At 69.2% G+C, this 20,444-nt stretch carries 20 protein-coding genes; 8 read left to right on the forward strand and 12 right to left on the reverse strand.

The window, feature by feature from the left end; all coding sequences use genetic code 11:
• Positions 1-14: 14 nt before the first annotated feature.
• A complete protein-coding gene (locus ACTWQI_RS23075) occupies positions 15-374 on the reverse strand; it encodes an SCO5918 family protein (protein WP_443273506.1) in 360 nt (119 codons plus the stop codon).
• 301 nt (positions 375-675) lie between these two features.
• Between ACTWQI_RS23075 and ACTWQI_RS23080 the strand changes: the two genes are divergently transcribed.
• Together ACTWQI_RS23080 and ACTWQI_RS23085 are read left to right on the forward strand one after the other, a co-directional pair.
• Positions 676-879 carry a cold-shock protein gene (locus tag ACTWQI_RS23080; RefSeq protein ID WP_020871138.1) on the forward strand — a complete coding sequence of 68 codons (204 nt, stop codon included), beginning with the start codon at positions 676-678 and terminating at the stop codon, positions 877-879.
• A gap of 215 nt (positions 880-1,094) precedes the next feature.
• A complete protein-coding gene (locus ACTWQI_RS23085; RefSeq protein ID WP_443273332.1) occupies positions 1,095-2,546 on the forward strand; it encodes a DEAD/DEAH box helicase in 1,452 nt (483 codons plus the stop codon).
• Between the two features lie 9 nt (positions 2,547-2,555).
• Here ACTWQI_RS23085 and ACTWQI_RS23090 read toward each other — a convergent pair whose 3' ends face one another.
• Together ACTWQI_RS23090 and ACTWQI_RS23095 are read right to left on the reverse strand one after the other, a co-directional pair.
• Positions 2,556-2,804, reverse strand: a complete 249-nt coding sequence (locus ACTWQI_RS23090; protein WP_443273333.1) for a DUF397 domain-containing protein — start codon at positions 2,802-2,804, stop codon at positions 2,556-2,558.
• Positions 2,801-3,619, reverse strand: a complete 819-nt coding sequence (locus ACTWQI_RS23095) for a helix-turn-helix domain-containing protein (protein WP_443273334.1) — start codon at positions 3,617-3,619, stop codon at positions 2,801-2,803. Before ACTWQI_RS23095 ends, ACTWQI_RS23090 begins: the two co-directional genes overlap by 4 nt.
• Positions 3,620-3,731: 112 nt before the next feature.
• Here ACTWQI_RS23095 and ACTWQI_RS23100 point away from each other — a divergent pair, with 112 nt between their 5' ends.
• Positions 3,732-4,163, forward strand: a complete 432-nt coding sequence (locus ACTWQI_RS23100; RefSeq protein ID WP_443273335.1) for an ATP-binding protein — start codon at positions 3,732-3,734, stop codon at positions 4,161-4,163.
• A gap of 46 nt (positions 4,164-4,209) precedes the next feature.
• Here ACTWQI_RS23100 and ACTWQI_RS23105 read toward each other — a convergent pair whose 3' ends face one another.
• Positions 4,210-4,797, reverse strand: coding sequence for an AMIN-like domain-containing (lipo)protein (locus ACTWQI_RS23105; RefSeq protein WP_443273337.1), 588 nt, complete (start codon positions 4,795-4,797; stop codon positions 4,210-4,212).
• A 228-nt stretch (positions 4,798-5,025) separates the two neighbouring features.
• Here ACTWQI_RS23105 and ACTWQI_RS23110 point away from each other — a divergent pair, with 228 nt between their 5' ends.
• Complete coding sequence (locus tag ACTWQI_RS23110; RefSeq protein WP_443273338.1) at positions 5,026-6,486, forward strand: VCBS repeat-containing protein; 1,461 nt, start codon at positions 5,026-5,028, stop codon at positions 6,484-6,486.
• Between the two features lie 75 nt (positions 6,487-6,561).
• Here the strand turns inward: ACTWQI_RS23110 and argS are convergent, their stop codons facing one another.
• Positions 6,562-8,331, reverse strand: coding sequence for an arginine--tRNA ligase (gene argS / locus ACTWQI_RS23115; RefSeq protein WP_443273339.1), 1,770 nt, complete (start codon positions 8,329-8,331; stop codon positions 6,562-6,564).
• 118 nt (positions 8,332-8,449) lie between these two features.
• Here argS and lysS point away from each other — a divergent pair, with 118 nt between their 5' ends.
• The gene (lysS, locus tag ACTWQI_RS23120) at positions 8,450-10,228 is read left to right on the forward strand and encodes a lysine--tRNA ligase (protein ID WP_443273341.1); all 1,779 of its coding nucleotides are present in this window, start codon (positions 8,450-8,452) and stop codon (positions 10,226-10,228) included.
• Positions 10,229-10,253: 25 nt separating this feature from the next.
• Here the strand turns inward: lysS and ACTWQI_RS23125 are convergent, their stop codons facing one another.
• From ACTWQI_RS23125 to ACTWQI_RS23135, 3 genes are all read right to left on the reverse strand, one after another.
• Entirely contained in the window at positions 10,254-11,618 is a 1,365-nt protein-coding gene (locus ACTWQI_RS23125) for a DUF2637 domain-containing protein (RefSeq protein ID WP_443273343.1), read from the reverse strand.
• A gap of 194 nt (positions 11,619-11,812) precedes the next feature.
• A complete protein-coding gene (locus tag ACTWQI_RS23130) occupies positions 11,813-12,520 on the reverse strand; it encodes a DUF3558 domain-containing protein (RefSeq protein ID WP_443273345.1) in 708 nt (235 codons plus the stop codon).
• Between the two features lie 58 nt (positions 12,521-12,578).
• The gene (locus tag ACTWQI_RS23135) at positions 12,579-13,490 is read right to left on the reverse strand and encodes a hypothetical protein (protein WP_443273347.1); all 912 of its coding nucleotides are present in this window, start codon (positions 13,488-13,490) and stop codon (positions 12,579-12,581) included.
• 156 nt (positions 13,491-13,646) lie between these two features.
• On the opposite strand from ACTWQI_RS23135, the gene ACTWQI_RS23140 reads away from it, so the two are divergent.
• A complete protein-coding gene (locus tag ACTWQI_RS23140) occupies positions 13,647-14,840 on the forward strand; it encodes an RtcB family protein (RefSeq protein ID WP_443273350.1) in 1,194 nt (397 codons plus the stop codon).
• 333 nt (positions 14,841-15,173) lie between these two features.
• A complete protein-coding gene (locus ACTWQI_RS23145) occupies positions 15,174-16,544 on the forward strand; it encodes a hypothetical protein (RefSeq protein ID WP_443273352.1) in 1,371 nt (456 codons plus the stop codon).
• 217 nt (positions 16,545-16,761) lie between these two features.
• Here ACTWQI_RS23145 and ACTWQI_RS23150 read toward each other — a convergent pair whose 3' ends face one another.
• The 4 genes from ACTWQI_RS23150 to ACTWQI_RS23165 all read right to left on the reverse strand — a co-directional run bounded on the left by ACTWQI_RS23150 (position 16,762) and on the right by ACTWQI_RS23165 (position 19,468).
• Positions 16,762-17,517, reverse strand: a complete 756-nt coding sequence (locus ACTWQI_RS23150; RefSeq protein ID WP_443273354.1) for a TetR family transcriptional regulator — start codon at positions 17,515-17,517, stop codon at positions 16,762-16,764.
• A gap of 11 nt (positions 17,518-17,528) precedes the next feature.
• Positions 17,529-18,086, reverse strand: coding sequence for a thiol-disulfide oxidoreductase DCC family protein (locus ACTWQI_RS23155; protein ID WP_443273356.1), 558 nt, complete (start codon positions 18,084-18,086; stop codon positions 17,529-17,531).
• Positions 18,087-18,088: 2 nt separating this feature from the next.
• Positions 18,089-18,499 carry a hypothetical protein gene (locus ACTWQI_RS23160; protein WP_443273359.1) on the reverse strand — a complete coding sequence of 137 codons (411 nt, stop codon included), beginning with the start codon at positions 18,497-18,499 and terminating at the stop codon, positions 18,089-18,091.
• Positions 18,500-18,667: 168 nt separating this feature from the next.
• Positions 18,668-19,468, reverse strand: a complete 801-nt coding sequence (locus ACTWQI_RS23165) for an SDR family NAD(P)-dependent oxidoreductase (RefSeq protein ID WP_443273361.1) — start codon at positions 19,466-19,468, stop codon at positions 18,668-18,670.
• Positions 19,469-19,752: 284 nt separating this feature from the next.
• Here ACTWQI_RS23165 and ACTWQI_RS23170 point away from each other — a divergent pair, with 284 nt between their 5' ends.
• Positions 19,753-20,427: a hypothetical protein gene (locus ACTWQI_RS23170; RefSeq protein ID WP_443273363.1), complete on the forward strand. Its 675-nt coding sequence runs from the start codon at positions 19,753-19,755 to the stop codon at positions 20,425-20,427.
• Positions 20,428-20,444: the final 17 nt, after the last annotated feature.

The raw sequence follows: 20,444 nt of genomic DNA on the forward strand, positions 1-20,444 counted from the left end.
TCGCAGCCCGCTGGTCAGCCGCCGAAGCTCGGCTTCGAGGGCGGCGGGCCGGGGGGCGGCACGACCGGGAGTACGTCGGGATACATGGTGTCGCCCCAGAGGCCGGCGCCGGGAGCAGGCGTAGGCGCAGGCGGGGGCGTGGGAGCGGCGAGGCAGGTGAATCCCAGGCGCTTCATGGCCCGGGTCACCTCACGGGCGCTGAAGTCGCGGCGGTCCTGGCGGGTGACCAGCGCCCCGACCTGCATGACCGGGTAGGTGGAGCGACCGATCTTGACGGACTCGCCGGTGATCGGTTCGGGCCTCACGCCGCGCATCGTCTGTTCCACCTCGCTCGCGGTCAGATTGAAGGGGTAGCCGGCGATGATGCAGCGCATGGGGGCCTCGGCAGGGGGAGTGATGGCGTACGTCGGGCGTACGGCGGTCTGCTCAGCGTCGCACACCGCCTGCTCGGGCGGGAAGCACATGCGACCCATCAGGAGAAATCCGCATCCCGCGAAGAGGTGTGCTACATTGTCCTTAGTTGCAGTTGTGGTACCCATGAACTTTGGCACCTGACGGTATGTGACCTTCAGGTGCTTTTTTGTTTTTCCGATCTCATCGGATGGGGTCATCGCGGCGACGTGGAATCCGTGCAGTGCGGGTTCCGGTACTGCTTCCCCTACGAAGGAGATTAATATGGCCACCGGCACCGTGAAGTGGTTCAACGCGGAAAAGGGCTTCGGCTTCATCGAGCAGGACGGCGGCGGCGCCGACGTCTTCGCCCACTACTCGAACATCGCCACCTCGGGCTTCCGTGAGCTCCAGGAAGGCCAGAAGGTCACGTTCGACGTCACGCAGGGCCAGAAGGGCCCGCAGGCCGAGAACATCGTCCCCGCCTGAGCCTGTACGCCACACAGCAAGGGCCCGCACCTGATGGGTGCGGGCCCTCGCGCTTGCCGCCATTTCTGAAACCTCAATGGCACATTTTCGCTGAACCGTGCCAGGTATTCCCATCTACCGGTCTACCGGCCCGTTCCCGCAATTCTCCGTCCGGCTCCGCTGGAGAGGACTCCGCACCGGTACGCGCCGTCGTCCCGAGGAAGGTTCCTCCCCCCGTGAATCGTCGTGCCCGCTCCACCCGAAAGCCTCGTTCGCAACTCGCCGCACCCGCTCGCCACCGCGGGGTGGCTTCTGGGCAGAGTGATTTTGCGCTGCCGACTGAAGCCTCTCCCGCACTGCCCGCCGTCGGCTCCTTTACTGATATGGACATGCCGCAGGCGCTGGCGGACGAGCTCAGCCGCCAAGGCGTGACGGTGCCGTTCCCCATCCAGGCCGCGACCCTGCCGAACGCCCTCGCCGGCCGTGACGTACTGGGCCGTGGACGCACCGGCTCCGGTAAAACCCTGGCCTTCGGCCTCGCGCTGCTCGCCCGCACCGCCGGACACCGGGCACAGCCCCGTCGGCCGCTCGCCCTCGTCCTGGTCCCCACCCGAGAACTCGCCCAGCAGGTCACCCAGGCCCTGACTCCCTATGCCCGGAGACTCCAGCTTCGGCTGGCCACGGTGGTCGGCGGCTTGTCGATCGGCCGTCAGGCCGGGGAACTCCGTGCGGGCGCCGAGGTCGTCGTGGCCACTCCCGGGCGGCTCAAGGACCTCATCGAGCGCGGCGACTGCGAGCTGAACCAGGTACGCATCACCGTGCTCGACGAGGCCGACCAAATGGCCGACATGGGATTCATGCCGCAGGTCACCGCCCTCCTCCGGCAGGTGCCCGCCGACGGCCAGCGGATGCTCTTCTCCGCGACCCTCGACCGGAACATCGACGAACTGGTCAGCCGCTTCCTGGCCGACCCGGTCGTCCACTCGGTCGACCCGTCCGCCGGCGCGGTCAGCACGATGGAGCACCACCTCCTGCACATCGCGGACGGGGACAAGCAGGCCACCGTCACCCGGATCGCCGCCCGTGACGGCCGAGTGATCATGTTCCTCGACACCAAGCACGCCGTCGACCGGCTCGTGCGGCGGCTGCTGGCCAGCGGCGTACGAGCAGCGGCGCTGCACGGCGGCAAGTCCCAGCCCCGTCGCACGCGCACGCTCGACCAGTTCAAACAGGGACACGTCACGGCGCTGATCGCCACCAACGTGGCCGCCCGGGGCATTCATGTGGACGATCTCGACCTCGTGGTCAACATCGACCCGCCGGCCGACCACAAGGACTACCTCCACCGCGGCGGGCGCACGGCCCGCGCCGGTGAGTCCGGGAGGGTCGTCACTCTGGTCCTGCCACACCAGCGCCGTGACATGAGCCGGATCATGGTTGATGCCGGGATCACTCCCGAGGTTGTCACGGTGCACTCCGGTGACGCTGAGCTCGTTCGTATCACGGGTGCCAGAACTCCGACCGGCGTCGCGGTCACGGTCACGGCTCCGGCCACCGAGCAGCCGCGCCCGGGTGCCAACGGCGGCGGCCGAAGGCGCCGCTCGTCCCAGACGGGCCGCTCCTTCGCGGCGACGGGCCGACAGCCCGGTTCCCCGGCGCGGAGGGGATCACGCGGCCGGGCAGCGTGAGCTATTCGCTCAGACCTCGCGGGAGTCGAGCGTGGAGGTGAAGGACGCCCAGGCTTCGGGGGTGAAGGTGAGGACGGGGCCGTCCGGGTCCTTGGAGTCGCGGACGTGGACGGCGGCGGGGTGGGCGGCGACCTCGACGCAGGCGCCGCCCTCGGAGCCGCTGTAGCTGGACTTGCGCCAGGCGTAGGCGACTTCGACGCAGTTGCCGCCCTGCTCGGTGCTGTAACTGGACTTGAACCACTCCAGTGCGTCGTTCATTGCTCTCCTAGCAGCCGGTCCAACAGGTCCTTCGTATCTTCGGGGTTGAGGGCCTGTGTCCGCAGCATCGCATACTTCCTGGTGAGGATGCTGACCTCATCTGCGTCAGAAATCAGCTGGCTGCCGCGCTGGGTCTCGGCGTAAGCGAGCAGCTCGTGTTCGGGGGTTTCCAGCAGGACGAAGGGCCCGGAGATCCCGGCGTGTGTCTGCCTGCCGAACGGCATGATCTGGAGGGAGAGGCCCGGCAGGTCGGCGCATTCGCGCAGGTGCTGCAGCTGCTCTCTGTACACCTCGTCGCCACCGAGGCGGTCCATCAGTACAGCCTCGGAGATGACGAAGCTGGCGTTCGGCGGAACCTTGCGGTGCAGGATGTCCTGGCGCTCGATACGGGCCGCGACGCGATGCTCAATTTCCTCCTCGCTGAGAAGGGGAATCTCGTTACGGAACACCGCGCGGGCGTAGGCCTCGCTCTGTAGCAGGCCGGGGACGACCTGGTTCTCGTACGAGGAAAGGGCGATCGCCTCCCGCTCGTAGTCGATGAACTCCGCCGCCCACACCGGGAACTTGTCCACCTCTGGCATGTTCTCCACCGCGACCGCCAGGGCGCCCTTCGTTTCCAGCACCCGGTCCAGGTCCTCCGCGAGGTCCAGCTTCAGCGGGCGTCTGCCCTGCTCGATCGAGGCGATGGTCTCCTCGTGCAGGCACAGTCGCTCGGCCAGCTCCCGCTGTGTGAGCCGGGCCGAGCGGCGGAACTGGGCCGCCAGGGCGCCTACGAGTCGTACGGCTGACGCGTTTTTCCTCTTCCGTGGGTGCATGCCGACCAACTCCCCACCCCTGTCCGCGCATTACTCACGGTCAACCCGTACAAACAATCCGTACGGGTTCGCGCACTGGTCCACTGTAGTCACGGAGAGCGACCGTGGTGCCATGAATGGCGCCACCCAACCCCCGTATGTCCGCGAGAAGTTCTACCGCCGGGACCGTCGGTCCGTGCCCGCTGCCAGGGGATTCGCCCGGCGGGCACTGGCTGACTGGGGATTCGGCGATCGATCGGACGACGTAGTGCTCTGCGTGAGCGAGTTGGCCACCAATGCGCTGCTGCACGGGGTGCCGCCGGGGCGTGGCTTCAAGCTGTGTCTGTTCCTCGATGGCGTGGGCGGCCCGCTTCGTGTCGAAGTGCACGACAGCGGCGACGGCCACCCGTGCATCCCCGATGCCGGGGAAGGGGACGAGTCGGGCCGCGGCCTGCTGCTCGTCGAGGTGCTGGCCGACAAGTGGGGCGTCGGCGAGCGCAACCCCGGCAAGATCGTCTGGTGCGAGTTCGCGGAGATCGCCACCCCCGCAGGGCGGTCGGGCTGACGACGGCGGCGCTCGGTTCCGGGCGCCGCCGTCGGCCGTCCCGGAGTCAGCGTCCGGTCCCCCAGGAGTGGGCCACGTCGACCACGAGTCGGTCGGAGAGCTGGATGACCCGGAACGGCAGTCGGGCGCGAACGCCGAGTCCTATCTGGGTGTCGCCCTCGAAACTGGCCGCGAACCGGGTGTCCTTGAAGGTGCGGTACCCGGCGATGTTCACGCCAGGGAGTGGCTCTCCGGCCCGCCCCGGATACGTCGTTTCGTGCGTTTCCGGGTCGTAGCTCGGCGCCGCCGCCCGGATCTCGAGAATTGCTCCGCCGCGGACCGGAATGGGCTCGCCCGAACCGTCCTGGTACAGCTTGTCCACGTAGCGGACGGAGTAGCCGATGGGCCCGGCGCCCGAGCCGCGGACGTCGAGGACCATTCGGTCGTAACAGGTGTGTCGGCCGGTCCTGATATCCACCAGTGGCCGGTAACTGGTGTCCAAGTCGGTCTTGATGCCGCTCCCCCAGGCGGTCTCGCAGGTCTTCGCGGGTGCTTTGGCAGCGGGTGCCGTGGCAGTTGTGGCCGATGCCGTCGTGACCGACAGCCCGGCGGTTGCCAGCACGAGTGCGGCCAGTGCAGTGCCCCACCGTCGCATTTCATCCCCCAGGTTTCGAGTGCGGATACAACAGGTGGGACGACCGGCAAGACCGGAGGGTTGCAATTCGACGGGATTGTTCCCCATCCGAGAACCCCGGCGGTTCCGCGAACCCCCGAAAGCGATCTTTCCGGAGTCTCTCCGGTCTCGTACAACCCTTGTGTCCCGTCGGGCGTCTCCTGATCGCCAATCGCGGACCAACGCGAGGCGAATTTCAGGAGAATCCGCATGCACAAGCACTTCCGTACGGCGCTTGCCACCGCCGCTGTCGCGGCCCTCACCAGTGGTTTGCTCGCCACCACGGTGGGCAACGCGGCCGCCGAGGGCGCTCGCCCGACGGCGGACTTCAACGGCGACGGCTACCGGGACCTCGCGGTCTCCGCCCCGGGCGCGTACGTCAACGGCAAGTCCAAGGCCGGGCAGGTCGTTGTCCTGTACGGCTCCGCGAATGGTGTCTCGGGCGCCAAGCGCACGGTTCTGAGCCAAGACAGTTCGGGCGTCCCCGGCACCGCCGAGAGCGGTGACTTCTGGGGTCACGACACCTCGGCCGCCGACTTCAACAACGACGGGTACACCGACCTGGCCGTCGGCGCGCCGTTCGAGGACGTCTCCGGTGACACCGACGGCGGTACGGTCCAGATCATCTGGGGCTCGGCGAACGGCCTGTCCGGTGGCACAACCGTCGCGGATCCGGCGCCGACCCAGCACGACCGGTTCGGATTTGTTCTGGAGGCCGCCGACTTCAACGGCGACGACAAGTCCGACCTCGCGATCGGCTCCAGCTCTGCCAGCATCCGCATCTATCGCGGCGGTTTCGGCAAGTCCGCCGGCAGCACGGGCGGGCTCTACACCGTGCGCCCGGCCATCCTGAGCGGTGGCGACGCCGGTGAGTTCAACCTCCACTCGGGCGACGTCAACGGTGACGACATCGCCGACCTGGTCGTCGACGGCTACGAGACCACCAGCGAAGAAGGCTGGAACACCAACTATTACCTGCCCGGCTCGGCGTCCGGCGTGACCACCAGCGGCGCCAAGAAGCTGCCCGCAGGTCTGATCACCGACATCGGTGACACCAACAGCGACGGCTACGGCGACATCGTCATCGGCATGGACTGGGACAGCGACACCGGCGTTCCCGGTGCCGGCGACGGCGGCAAGGTCAACATCATCTACGGCTCAGCCTTGGGGCCGGGCGCCGGTACCTCCATCTCCCAGGACAGCCCCGGCGTTCCCGGCAGCTCCGAGAAGGGCGACCGCTTCGGAAATGAGCTGCACCTGGGCGACGTCAATGGCGACGGTCACCTGGACCTCGCCGTCAGTGCGGCCAGTGAGGACCTGGACGGCGTCAAGAACGCCGGTTCGGTCACGGTGTTGTACGGCGCGGCAGACGGCTCGGGCATCACCGGGGCAGGCGCCCAGTTCTTCAGCCAGGCCACCCCAGGCGTCCCCAACGCCAACGAGACGGACGACCGCTTCGGCTCCGATGTCCACCTCGCCGACCTCACGGGCGACGGCAAGGCCGATCTGACGATCGGCGCCTCCGGGGAGAACGGCTGGAACGGTGCCGTCTACGCGCTCACGTCCGACGGCACCACGATCAGCAGCACGGGTGCGGTCTCCGTCTACACCTCCACGGTGGGTGTATCCGCTAGCGGCACCCCGCTCTTCGGCGTCAACTTCGCCGGCTGAACGACCGAGCCCTCGCCGTTCCGACCGGAACGGCGAGGGCTCTTGCGCTGCATGCGTCGCGTGCGCCTCGTACGGTCAGAGCCGCTCTGGGGTGCGGATGCCCAGCAGGGACATGCCCTGGCGGAGGGTACGAGCCGTCAGATCGCAGAGGAAGAGGCGGTTCTCGACCATCGTCGGGCCGCCCTCGGCCTTCAGGACCGGGCACTGGTCGTAGAAGGTCGTGAGGTGCGAGGCCAGCTGGTAGAGGTACCCGGCCAGTTTGTGCGGCTCGTACGTCTCGGCGACGCTCGCCAGCGTGTCGGCGAAGTCGTCGAGGTGCAGACCCAGGGCCCGCTCGGCCGGGGCCAGCGGGAGGTCCGGGTGGGCGACCGGCTCGATGCCGCCCGCCTTGCGCTTGATGGACTGGACACGGGCGTAGGCGTACTGGAGGTACACGCTGGTGTCGCCGCTCAGCGAGACCATCCGGTCCAGGTCGAAGACGTAGTCGCGCGACATCGACGTGGACAGGTCCGCGTACTTCACCGCGCCGATGCCGACCTGCGCCGCGCGCTCGGCGACCTCCGACGGCGTCAGCTCGGGCGCCTTCTCGGCGACGACCACCGCGGCCCGTTCGATCGCCTCGTCCAGCAGGTCGATCAGCCGGACCGTCTCGCCCGCACGCGTCTTGAACGGCTTGCCGTCCTTGCCCAGGACGGTGCCGAAGGGCAGCTGCTTCGCCGCCTCGTCCGGGAGCCAGCCCGCCCGGCGGGCCGTCTCGAAGACCATCCGGAAGTGGAGGGCCTGGCGGGCGTCCACCACGTACAGCAGCGAGTCGGCCTTCAGCGTGCCGATGCGGTCGCGGATGGCCGCGAGGTCGGTGGCCGCGTAGCCGAAGCCGCCGTTGGACTTCTGGACGATCAGCGGGGTCGGCTTGCCGTCCGGCCCCTTGACGTCGTCGAAGAAGACGCAGAGGGCACCTTCGGAGCGGACCGCAACCCCGCTCTCCTCCAGGTCCTTGACGACGTTCATCAGGTCGTCGTTGTAGGCGCTCTCGCCGACGACGTCCGCGTCGCGGATCTCGACGTCGAGCTTGTGGTACACGCCCTGGAAGTAGATTTTCGACTCGTCGACGATCTTGTGCCAGAGGGCGCGGGTCTCCGCGTCACCGGCCTGGAGGTCCACCAGCCGGCGGCGGGCCCGCTCCTTGAACTCCTCGTCGGAGTCGAAGAGCACCCGGGAGGCCTTGTAGAGGCGGTTGAGGCGAGCCATGGCGGCCTCGCCCTCGCCGTCTCCGGCGGCGGCGTCCGACTCGTGGTCCAGCTCGTGCGGATGCTCGATCAGGTACTGGACGAGCATGCCGAACTGGGTGCCCCAGTCGCCGATGTGATGGCGGCGGATCACCGTCTCGCCGCGGTGCTCCAGGATCTGCACGATCGCGTTGCCGATCACCGTCGAGCGGAGGTGTCCGACGTGCATCTCCTTGGCCACGTTCGGCTGGGCGTAGTCGATCACCGTGGTGCCGGGGTTCTCCGCGTACGGGACGCCCAGTCGGTCGTCCGCCGCCCGCGCGGCGAGCGTGGAGGTGATTGCGGAGTCCGTGATCGTGATGTTGAGGAAGCCCGGGCCGGAGACCTCGACGCCCGCCAGGACGTCGTCGGACGGCAGGGCCTCGACGACCTTCGCCGCCAGCTCCCGCGGGTTGCCCTTCAGCCTCTTCGCCAGGCCCAGCACGCCGTTGGCCTGGAAGTCCGCCCGGTCGCTGCGTCGCAGCAGCGGGTCGGCGGCGCCGGCCTCCGGCAGGGCAGCCGAGAGGGCGTCCGCGACGCGCTGGTGGACCGTAGCGGCGAGGGAGGGAACCGAGGCCATGAGTTACGTACCGTTCCGTCGGGTGGAAGGGGATTCCGCCAGTATCCCATGGCACCGCCAGTGAATTGTGGTCTGGGACAATGGGGGCGCCAGGCTTTCGAGCAGAGACAAGAAGGAAGTGCCGATCGTGGCTCAGAGCACCGAGACCGACTGGGTCTCCAGGTTCGCGGACGAGGTCATTGCCGAGGCGGAGCGCCGCGCCCCCGGCGCAGTGAAATCGGTCGCTTCCGCTCCGGGCATCGTCTGCGCCTCGGGCCTCAGCCCGTCCGGGCCGATCCACCTCGGCAACCTCCGCGAGGTCATGACCCCGCACCTGGTCGCCGACGAGATCCGGCGGCGCGGATACGACTGCGTGCACATCCTGTCCTGGGACGACTACGACCGGTTCCGCAAGGTCCCGGTGGGCATCGACCCGTCCTGGGCCGAGCACATCGGCAAGCCGCTGACCACCGTCCCCGCCCCGCCCGGCAGCTCGTACCCGAACTGGGCCGAACACTTCAAGGCGCCGATGCTGGCGGCGCTCGAGGAGCTCGGCATCGAGGTCCAGGCCATCAGCCAGACCGAGAAGTACACCTCCGGCGCCTACCGTGAGCAGATCCTCTTCGCCATGCGCGAGCGCGAGCGGATCGACGCCGTCCTCGACCGTTACCGGACGAAGGACAAGGTCGCGGAGGCGAAGAAGAAGGCGCAGCCGAAGCAGCAGCAGAAGGGCAAGCTGGACGAGGCCGACGCCGCTGCCGCCGAGGCCGCGGCCGAGGGCTCGGGCGCCGCGACCGAGGACGACGGCAGGGCGGCGGCGGGCTACTTCCCGTACAAGCCGTACTGCTCCGTCTGCGACCGGGACCTGACGACGGTGGTCGCGTACGACGACGAGACCACCGAGCTGTCGTACACCTGCGCCTGCGGGCACGCCGAGACCGTACGGCTCTCCGAGCACAACCGCGGCAAGCTGGTCTGGAAGGTCGACTGGCCCATGCGCTGGGCGTACGAGGGCGTGATCTTCGAGCCGTCCGGCGTCGATCACTCCTCGCCGGGGTCGTCGTACGTCGTCGGCGGGCAGATCGTCAAGGAGGTCTTCGGCGGCGAGCAGCCCATCGGGCCGATGTACGCGTTCGTCGGCATCAGCGGCATGGCCAAGATGTCGAGCTCCAAGGGCGGGGTGCCGACCCCGGCCGACGCGCTGGAGATCATGGAGGCGCCGCTGCTGCGCTGGCTGTACGCGCGGCGCAAGCCCAACCAGTCGTTCAAGATCGCCTTCGACCAGGAGATCCAGCGACTGTACGACGAGTGGGACGCGCTGGAGCGGAAGGTCACGGACGGCAGTGCGCAGCCGGCGGACACGGCCGCGTACAGCAGGGCGACGCGCACGGCCGCCGGGGAGCTGCCGCGCACCCCGCGCCCGTTGCCGTACCGCACCCTCGCCTCCGTCGTCGACATCACCACCGGGCACGACGAGCAGACGCTGCGCATCCTGCGCGATCTCGACCCGACCGACCCGATCGGGTCGCTGGACGAGACCCGGCCCCGGCTCGACAAGGCCGAGCGCTGGATCACCACCCAGGTCCCGGCCGAGTCCCGTACGCGCGTCCGCGAGGAGCCGGACACCGAACTGCTGGCCTCGCTCGGCGACTTCGAGCGCGAGTCGCTGCGGCTGCTGCTCGAGGGGCTGGACGACCACTGGTCGCTGGACGGGCTCACCGCGCTGGTCTACGGCGTGCCGAAGATCCAGGCCGGGCTGGCGAAGGACGCCAAGCCGACGCCGGAGCTGAAGGTGGCGCAGCGGTCCTTCTTCGCGCTGCTGTACCGACTGCTCGTCGGGCGCGACACGGGGCCGCGGCTCCCGACTCTCCTCCTGGCGGTCGGCGCGGACCGCGTGCGCAAGCTTCTGGGGGCGTAAACGCCGCCGCCCACACACCAGCGGCTCAGCCGGCCATGCCCATCTCCGCTTTGTAGCGGTCGCGGAACTCGCGCATGTACGAGCGGAGGTAGCTCTCGCTGAGCAGGCTGCCGTCGCTGTTGGTCACGCCGAAGCGGTCGTTGAGGGCGCGGGAGAGCTGGCGGGCGGTGGGAAAGGTGCCCTGTTCCCCAGCGAACTGGCGGTACGCCGCGAAGTACATGTCCTCGCGGGGCATCCCGTCGGGTATGCCGACGGGGTCGTCGTCCGCGTCGGGTTCGGGCGCCGGGTATTCCTCCGCGGTGGGCGCGGGCTCGATGAAGAGCTGCTGCTCCGGCGTGGAATGGGTGGCCCGCGGCGACGGTACGAACGCGGAGTGGCCGTTCGGCTGGGCCTGGCCCAGGGTGCGGTAGCGGCCCGGTCCGACCGGGACCGTGACGTGGGGCGCGGCGGCTTCGGCCGCGTAGGTCGCCGCGGGCTGCGGCTGGGGCTCCAGTTGCGGCTCCTGTTGGGGCCCGGGCTGGGGCTGTACGGCCGCCTGGCCGCCGTTCAGCTGCGCCGCGCCGTCCGGTGCGCCGTACGCCCCCGCGGGCAGCGACCGGGGCTCCCCCGTCCGCCCGGCGAGCTCCGGGGACGGAGACGGCGATGGCGAGGCGTTCGCGGGCTGCCCGGCGGCCGCAGCCGGCAGCACGGCCGGTTCGATCCCCGCAGCAGCCAGGCCCGCCGGGCCGGTCTCCGTGAGCGGCACGCCGTAGCGGGCCAGCCGCAGCGGCATCAGGGACTCCACGGGGGCCTTGCGGCGCCAGGCGCGGCCGTAGCGGGCGCGCAGCCGCGCGCGGTAGACGAGGCGTTCCTGTTCGAGCTTGATGACCTCTTCGTAGGAGCGCAGCTCCCACAGCTTCATCTTTCGCCAGAGCCGGAAGGTGGAGGGGAAGGCGAGCAGCCAGCGGGCGACGCGTACCGACTCCATGTGCCGGTCGGCGGTGATGTCGGCGATCCGGCCGATGGCGTGCCGAGCGGCCTCGACGGAGACGACGAAGAGGACCGGGATCACCGCGTGCATGCCGACGCCGAGCGGGTCGGGCCAGGCGGCGGCGCCGTTGAAGGCGATGGTCGCGGCGGTGAGCAGCCAGGCGGTCTGCCGCAGCAGCGGAAAGGGGATGCGGATCCAGGTGAGCAGCAGGTCGAGGGCGAGGAGGACGACGATCCCGGCGTCGATGCCGATGGGGAAGACGACGGAGAATGCGCCGAAGCCCTTCTCTCGCGCGAGGTCGCGTACGGCGGCGTAGGACCCGGCGAATCCGATCGCCGCGATCACGATCGCTCCGATGACGACCACCCCGACGAGTATTCGGTGTGTTCGTGTCAGTTTCGTCGTTCTCGTCGCGGCCATCCCGCGGTCCCCTCCAACAACTACAGCCTCGGCACCCGGCGCCGCACAGCCTGGCACACCTGCCCGTGCCGCGGCGCCCGGGTCCGGACGGAGCGCGGACGCCGTGCTGTCGTTCGAGGTGTTTGAGGGGGTCTGTCCGGCCGAGCGGGCGGTCCGGCTGGGCGGGCGGTCCGGCTGGGCGGGCGGTCAGATGCTCAGCCGGCGGCGGACTTGTTGCCGTCCGCCACGGCGGCCACAGCCGCTTCGGCGGCGATCCTGGCGTCCTTGAGCATGTCGGCGGTCTTGGGGGGCTTGGCGTCCTCGTAACCCGCGCCGTTGTAGTTGAGCGTGACGACGACGTTGGCCGAACGGGCCACGACCGTCTGGTTCTTGAACGTGTCGCCGTCCTTCTTCGCCTCATACGTCACCGTCGTCGCCTGGTCGCCGATGCCCGCGGCCGTACCGGACTTGAGGCCCTTGGCGCCCCGCGCGGCCTTCACGCTCTCGACCTGCTTGGCGAAGTAGGACCGCGCCCGGCTGTCGCCGCTGCCGAGGGTGGGGTCGGAGTCGAAGCGCTGGAGGGAGACGTCCAGCCAGCGGTACTGGAAGCCGTCGAGGCCGTTCCAGGAGCAGGTGCCGCGGGTGTTGAGGTCGGCGGACTTGCCGGCTGTGCCGGACTTCTCCTTCGTCTTCGGGACCAGGTCGCCGATCATCTTCTTGTCGATGACCGAGCAGGGCTGCGGCAGCTTGGCGTACTTCGCGGGCGCCACGGTCGGCGGGGTACTGGACTTGGCCGGTGCGGAGGCGTCGCCCGACGCCGAGTCCTTGGAGTCGGGGCCGAGGGAGCAGCTCGTGACGAGCATCGCTGGTACGACGGCTGCGCAGGCGAGGAGGCGGGCGAGTCGCGGGGGTGTTATGTGCATGATTCCTTGGCTCATCTGTCGTCTCTGTCGTCTGTGTCGTCTCCCGGCATCCGCCAGGCTATTCGCTGAAGGTGTCGGCCAGTTCCCGGGCGAGGCGCTGGGCCTTGCTCTGCAGGTCCTGGCTGTCGGGGACATCGGCCTGGACTGCGGACCACTGGTCGTACTCGACCGTGACCAGGACATTGGCCACACGGAAGACGAGGGTGATGTCCCGGTGGACGCCGGAGTCGGCGGTGACCAGGCGGTCGTCGAGGTATGCGGCATCGGCCAGGTCGTCGAGGGGGCGAGGGGCCGTCCCGGCGCTGTCGGACGGGGTCCCGGAACCGTCGAGGCCCTGGTCCATGTCCTTCCCATGGTCCGCCGAGTCGCCCTTGACCTCGTTGACCCCCTTGCCCTGCTTGCCTCCCTTGTCGTCCGCGCCGTCCTGATCGGCCAGGCGCGCGGCGGACTCGGTGGCGGAGGCCGACGCGGAGTCCGAGGACTTGTCGTCTTCGTCTTCCGCGGAGTTGAGGGCTGGGATGCCGGCGGCCGTGGCCTTCTTGCCGTACAGCTCCTGGGCGCGGTCGTCGTCGCTGAGGGACCGCTCGTAGGACACGACGCGCTCGAGGTCGATGGAGAGGTGGCGGCTGCCCGCCGGGGAATCGGCCTTCCAGCGGCAGCCGACGCGGCGGTCGGTGTCGAAGGTGATGGCCGCCTGGCCGTCGTAGGCCTTCTCGCGCTCCTGCCCCTCGAGGGCGTCCACGCCGGGGAGCAGTGCGCGCAGTGTGCCGCGGCCGACGGCGCCGCAGGGCTCGGGGAGGGTGCGGTACCTACCCGGCTCGGCGGCGGGCTCGGTCGCGGCGGGACCCCCGGGCTTGGAGTCCTGCGGGGAACCTGCCTCCTCGTCGCCGGTGCAGCCGGTGAGTCCCGCGGCGAGCAGCATGGCGGCCAGGGCGGCACCCGCTACGTACGGCCTTCGCTGCACGGTCACCGGCTCCCTCCGGGTGAAAACTGGTTGCCGCCGTTCTGCGGCCGATGGACACAATGTGTATCGCACGTACCGCCGCGCCTGCCGGTTCCCTGGAGTGAATCTGGCGGTAAGTCCGGCTTTTGCGTTTTCTGCTTTTCGGGGGAATTGGGGGGAGTCATGGGGCATACCGAAGTGCCTGGCGCGCGGGTGCCGATCCGGATGTGGGCCGACCCGGCGACCGTCGAGGGCGTCGCGATGCAGCAGCTGCAGAACGTGGCGACGCTGCCGTGGATCAAGGGCCTGGCCGTGATGCCGGACGTGCACTACGGCAAGGGCGCGACCGTCGGTTCGGTGATCGCGATGCACGGTGCGGTCTGCCCGGCGGCGGTGGGCGTGGACATCGGCTGCGGGATGAGCGCGGTCAAGACCTCGCTGACCGCGCAGCACCTTCCCGGGGATCTGTCCCGGCTCCGCTCGAAGATCGAGCAGGCCATCCCGGTGGGGCGCGGGATGCACGACAACCCGGTCGATCCGGGGCGGCTGCACGGCTTCCCGACGGCGGGATGGGACGACTTCTGGGGGCGGTTCGACGGGGTCGCGGAAGCGGTCAAGTTCCGTCAGGAGCGGGCCACGAAGCAGATGGGAACGCTCGGATCGGGCAATCACTTCGTCGAACTCTGTCTCGACGAGGCGGGTTCGGTCTGGCTGATGCTGCACTCCGGCTCCCGGAACATTGGCAAGGAGCTGGCCGAGTACCACATCGGTGAGGCGCAGAAGCTGCCGCACAACCAGGGTCTGGTCGACCGGGACCTCGCCGTCTTCGTCGCGGACACTCCGCAGATGGCGGCGTACCGGAACGATCTCTTCTGGGCGCAGGAGTACGCGAAGCACAACCGCGCGATCATGATGGGTCTGTTCCAGGACGTCGTCCGCAGGGAGTTCAAGAAGGCGAAGGTCACCTTCGAGCCCGTCATCTCCTGCCACCACAACTACGTGGCCGAGGAGCGCTACGCGGGGATGGACCTGCTGGTGACGCGGAAGGGTGCGATCCGGGCGGGCTCGGGCGACTACGGGATCATCCCCGGCTCCATGGGGACGGGTTCGTACATCGTCAAGGGCCTCGGGAACGAGGCGTCGTTCAACTCCGCCTCGCACGGCGCGGGTCGCAGGATGAGCCGCAACGCCGCGAAGAAGCGTTTCTCGACGCGGGACCTGGAGGACCAGACGCGTGGCGTGGAGTGCCGGAAGGACTCGGGCGTCGTGGACGAGATCCCGGGCGCGTACAAGCCGATCGAGCAGGTCATGGAGCAACAGACGGACCTGGTGGAGGTCATCGCGAAGCTGAAGCAGGTCATCTGCGTCAAGGGCTGAGCTCGGCACAACACGCGCGCGTGGTTCCTCGTCGGTAGTGAACAGTATGAACTCAATGGCCAGGCACTCGAACGCCGGTCCGCCCCCGCTTAGCCTCTAGGTCCTGTCCGGCCGATCATGCCGGGCTCGCGTGCCCTGGCACCGCGCCTCGCTGATCCGGCCTGATCGACCGGACAGGACCTAGCCCTCCGCGCGACAGTGCGCCCGGAGACCGAAGGAGGCCGGCCCATGGCGAGACAGCCGAGACCGTGGAAAGCGCCGCGGCGGGGGTGTACCGGGTTCACATTCCACCGACGACGGTCTACTGCATTCGCGGGCGGCATCGCTGTGGTCGTGGCCACCGCGGTCGCCGGTCCCGTTCTCCCCGCCGCGGCCGATGAGGCCGGATCCACTGCTTGTCCAGCCAATCTGGCGACAAAGGCCACGTGTTATACGGGCCGGGATGCCAATGGCGCCTACTACGCGATCGCCATTCCCGAGGAATGGAACGGCTCGCTGATCATGCACGCCCACGGTGGCCCGGACCTGGGCCCGGAATCCGATCCGCAGCGCAGCATTGAGGATCTCGAACGCTGGTCCGTCATGGTGGACCAGGGGTATGCGTGGGCCGGTTCGTCGTATCGCCGAGGCGGTTACGGAACCAGGATGGCGGCCGCCGACACCGAAAATCTTCGGCGCCTGTTCGTGCGGGAGTTCCGCAAGCCGAAGACGACGTACATCCACGGTCAGTCCTGGGGTGGCAACGTTGCCGCCAAGGCCATTGAGACATACGCCTCACAAGAGAACGGGCCGTACGACGGCGCGCTGCTCACCAACGGTGTCCTCGGGGGCGGCTCACGCGGCTACGACTACCGCGTGGATCTGCGCGTCGTCTACCAGTACTACTGCAAGAACCACCCGCGGCCCTCCGAGCCCCAGTACCCCCTGTGGATGGGCTTGCGAGAGGGCTCGACGATGACGAGCAGCGGCCTGCGCGCCAGGCTGCAGGAGTGCACCGGATACGCCTCGGCTCCGCAGGACCGGACGGCTGCGCAGCAGCGCAACCTCGACGACATTCTCGCTGTCACCCGGATCCCGGAACGGACACTGGAGTCCCACCTGAGGTTCGCGACCTTCACGTTCCGGGACATCGTCCACAGCAGGCTCGGCGGACGTAACCCCTTCAGCAACCAGGGCGTGCGCTACTCCGGATCTCACGACGACGAGGCCCTCAACGCCGGTGTGGAACGGTTCTCGGCCGATCCTTCCGCCGTGCGGGATCTGTCCTACGACAGCGACATCACCGGCAAGGTCTCGATTCCCGTACTCACCCTCCACGCGATCGACGACCCGACAGCCTTCGTCGAGCACGAGGCGGCCTATCGGGCCAGCCTGCAGGGCGCGGGCCGGGACCAGCACCTTGTGCAGACATATACGCAGGAGAGCGAGCACAGCGCGCTGAGCACATCCGAGTACGCCAACTCCATTGCCGCGCTTGACAGATGGGTACGAACCGGCACAAAGCCCACGGCGTCATCCATTGCGGCGTCCTGCTCCGCCTTCGACGCCACGTACGGAACCGGCTGTTTCTACCAGCCCGGCTTCCTTCCTCCCCCCTACGCCTCGCGCGTGAATCCGCGACCCGGAGAACTGGACTGGCCGGCCCTCACGGCCGCCCAGGAGAGGGAGTGGAGTCGGATTCCCGGCGTGGGCATCGCACCCTGACCCACCGCCCGCCGGAGCCGTCGCTCTGCTCGGCGACGGGTCGAGGTCTACGCCGCCGACGCCGACCACCTCTACGTCGCACGGCAGCCAGGAGGGCTGGACGCGCTGTGGAAGAAGATGCTCACCACCACGCCCAGCAGCACGGACTACTACTCCGCCAGCGTGCCAGTCGATGGTCGTGGTCACGCACAACTACTGGACCCCCTGAACCCTCCGGTCAGGGCTTCGGGACGCGTGCGGCGACCGGGACGATGAAGTCGCGGATGAGCTGCTTGGCGTCCCGGACGATCGGGCGGAATACCCGGTAGCGGGAGAGGCCGACCAGCCGGGCGACCATGGGCGTGCACCGCTGGACGAACTGGTGGGTGCGCTCGCAGCCCGGTGTGCGGTCGAAGACCCAGTACAGGACGATGCCCATCTGGTGCAGCCACAGGATGTCGGGGAGCAACTCGGCGAGTTCGTCGTCGATCTTCGGCGCGAGATCGGACTCCATCAGCACATCGCGGTGAAGGGCCACGGACAGCGATCGCGCCGGGTGTGACTCCTCCGAGAAGGGGCTGAGCGGGCTGTCGGGGTCGGCCGCGTTCCGGAAGAACTGGGCGGCGAACTCGTGGTACGGCGCCGCGCATCGGAGCCAGGTGGTGAGCGTGATGTCGAGCCGCTCGGCGAAGTCGGTCCTCCCCGCGAGGGCGGCCCGCGCGGCCAGCGTGTGTTCCTGCGCCATCCGGTCGTAGAAGCCCTGGATGAGGTGTTCCTTGGACGCGAAGTAGTAGTACGCGTTGCCGACCGACACACCCGCCTCTTTGGCGATGGCGCGCATGGTGGTGCGGTCGTAACCCCGTTCCTCGAAGAGCCGCATGGCCGTTTCGAGGATCAGCTCGCGGGTCTGCTCGCTCTTCGCGCGGGGCTTGCCCGCGGCCTGCTCCGGGTCCCGGGCAGGCCCCGCGCCGTGTTCGTCTCTCACGTCTGCCACGCTCAGGGAGCCTAATCGGGTGCCGGGCACCGCCCGTCACAGCCGGGCGGCTCCGGCGGGCCCGGCCACAGGTCGGCACCCCAGGAGTCCCCGCCCCAGCCCTGCCAGGGCGAGGTGGTGCCGCTGCCCGGGGACCGCCGCTTCGCCGAGGTTGCGGCTCGGTACTTCGCCGCGGCCAGGGCCGCCCCGCGGGCGAACGGCAGGCCGGCCGGTGTGCTGAGCCGGTGCGCCAGCGGCCGGTGAGCGGCCAGGGCCCACAGGCAGACGACGAACGCGGCGTGCCCGGTCCACACCTGGCCGCCGTCCCCCACCACGGTGATCTCGCGGTACGCGACTGTCTGGTCGATTCCCGGGAACCGCTCCCGGGCCTCGTCCGAGCCGACCGCCACGAACTCCAGCGGCACCAGCTGCCGCTGTCTGCGCAGCCAGTCGCTCAGATGCCGGCACAGCGGGCAGCCGGGGTCGTGCAGGACGGTCAGCCGCCGGACCGCCGCCGGGGTGGGCGAGGAGGAGGCGGCGGCCGGGAGGGCCGGGGCCTCGGTGCCCCGGCCCGCGCCGGTGGTGCTCATCGTCAGGCCGTCGGCGAGGCCGGAGCGACCCAGCCCTGCGGCGGCAGCGGCGGCCGCTGCTCACGGTCCATCAGGCCGCGGCGGCGGATCTTGTTGAGCACGTAGACGTTGGTGAGGTGCAGGATGCCGAGCACCAGCAGCACCGTCCCGAGCTTCATCGAGAGGGCGTTGAACACCTCGCGGACGTCCCCGATCTCCGCGTCGGTCTTCATCCACAGCGCCACGAAGCCCAGGTTGACGAGGTAGAAGCCGACGACCAGCAGGTGGTTGACGGCGTCGGCGAGCTTGTCGTCGCCCTGGAAGACATCGGCCAGGAAGATCCGTCCGTTCCGGCTCAGTGTCCGGGCGACCCAGACGGTGAGTGCCGTGCTGATCGGCAGGTAGACGGCATAGCTGACCACTGTGAGGTCCACGAGACCCCCCCTTTTCGAACGTGTTCAAAAATTGCGTTGCCTGGACTGTAGACGCTTTTTTGAACATGTTCAAGTGGCGGGTGCGCGGCTCCGGCCGCTGTGCGGCGGCCTCAGGTCACGCCATGGGGTCGGGTCGTGCGGGGATGTGGGTCCGGGGTGCCGCGGGCGTCAGCTCTCGCGGTGGACCTTGTAGTTGGAGGCCTGGGCGCGGGGGCGTACGACCAGGAGGTCGATGTTGACGTGGGGAGGGCGGGTGACGGACCAGGTGACGGTGTCTGCCACGTCCTCCGCCGTCAGGGGCTCCGCCACACCCGCGTAGACCGCCGCCGCCTTCTCTTCGTCGCCCCCGAAGCGGGTCAGCGCGAACTCGTCGGTCTTCACCATGCCCGGCGCGATCTCGATGACCCGGATCGGCCGGCCGACCAGTTCCAGGCGCAAGGTCTCGGCGATGACATGCGCGCCGTGCTTGGCGGCGACGTAACCACCGCCGCCCTCGTACGTGGCCAGGCCCGCGGTGGAGGAGAGGATCACGACCGTGCCCGCGCCGGAGGCGGTGAGCGAGGGCAGCAGGGCCTGCGTGATGTTCAGCACGCCGAGGACGTTGACCTCGTACATCGCGCGCCAGTCGGCCGGGTCCGCGGTCTCCACCGGGTCGGTGCCGAGTGCGCCGCCCGCGTTGTTGACGAGAACTTGGACGCCGGGGCCGGGGCCGTGGTGGTCCAGAGAGGCGGCGAATTCGTCGACGGCGGCCCGGTCGGTGACGTCCAGCGCGTACGGCACGGCCTCGTGGCCGGCCTCCGCGAGCTCGGCGGCGAGGGCCTCGATGCGGTCCTTGCGGCGGGCGGTGAGGACGACGCGGTACCCGGCGGCGGCGAGCCGACGGGCGGTCGCGGCGCCGATGCCGCTGCTCGCGCCGGTGACGACGGCGACCGGGGGCGCCTCGGGCCGGTGCAGAGGGACGGCGGGCATGGGTGGCTCCTCGGGCTGGGGAGATCGTGATCCGAAAGGCAGCATAAGCCGGACTTTCAACCACCCCTGATTTTCCTTTCGTTGGGGATGTGCTGCTGGAGCAGGCCGTTTCCTCCTCCGTTCCGTTCTCAACCACAACTTTGCCGAGCCTTGGTGTGGCGGCCTCGGTTGTTTACATCAGTCTCATCTGCATCAGGCGGTGACTGCAGGCTCTGTGGCATCAGAACCTCCGAAAGGGGCTCCTGCGCTCGCCGACCCCCCACAGCAAGGTGAGAGGCACGAACATGGCGAAGAACCGCGCGATGCGGCACGGCGGCCGGATGCTGGCGTTGTCGGCGGCCGCACTCGGAATGGTGGCCCTGACGGCGATGCCCGCCGCCGCCGATGACGGGCCCACCCGGGAGCAGCTCATAGCCGACTGCGACTCCGGTGCCGGGAAGTGCAGCTTCAACACGCCGCAGCTCGGCGAGGCCTACCTCGGAGACTTCCGGCGGGTCTCCGACGAGCTCCACAACTGCAGCACCTCGCCCGCATCCCAGACGATGATCTGGTCCGACACGGTGGGCTCGACGGACTCGGCCGGAGTCTCCGTGTCCGCCGGCAGCAAGCTGGCGGGCATCATCGACGTCAGTGTGACGGCGACGTACAGCCACACCTGGTCGAGCGAGCACTCCGAGACCAGCCGCCTCGACATGACCGTGCGGCCCGGTGAAGTGGGATGGATCTCCCGGGCGCAGGTGATGCAGACGGTCTCGGGTACCTGGCAGACGCACTACGACGACCCGAAGTGGGGCCACTACTACTGGTTCGTCCCGGACGTCGTCACCGGCCCCGCGCCGAACGGCACGGACGGCAAGAGCAATGCGGTGGTGGTCAAGACGCGGAAGATGACCGCCGCCGAGAAGCGGTCCTGTTCGGCCGACTTCCGCATGGGGAAGGCGTTCGTGCGCCACCGCTGACCCGCGGTCGCCGACCC

Origin of the sequence: Streptomyces sp. KR80 (assembly GCF_052245555.1) — a bacterium.
In the GTDB taxonomy this organism is placed as follows: domain Bacteria; phylum Actinomycetota; class Actinomycetes; order Streptomycetales; family Streptomycetaceae; genus Streptomyces.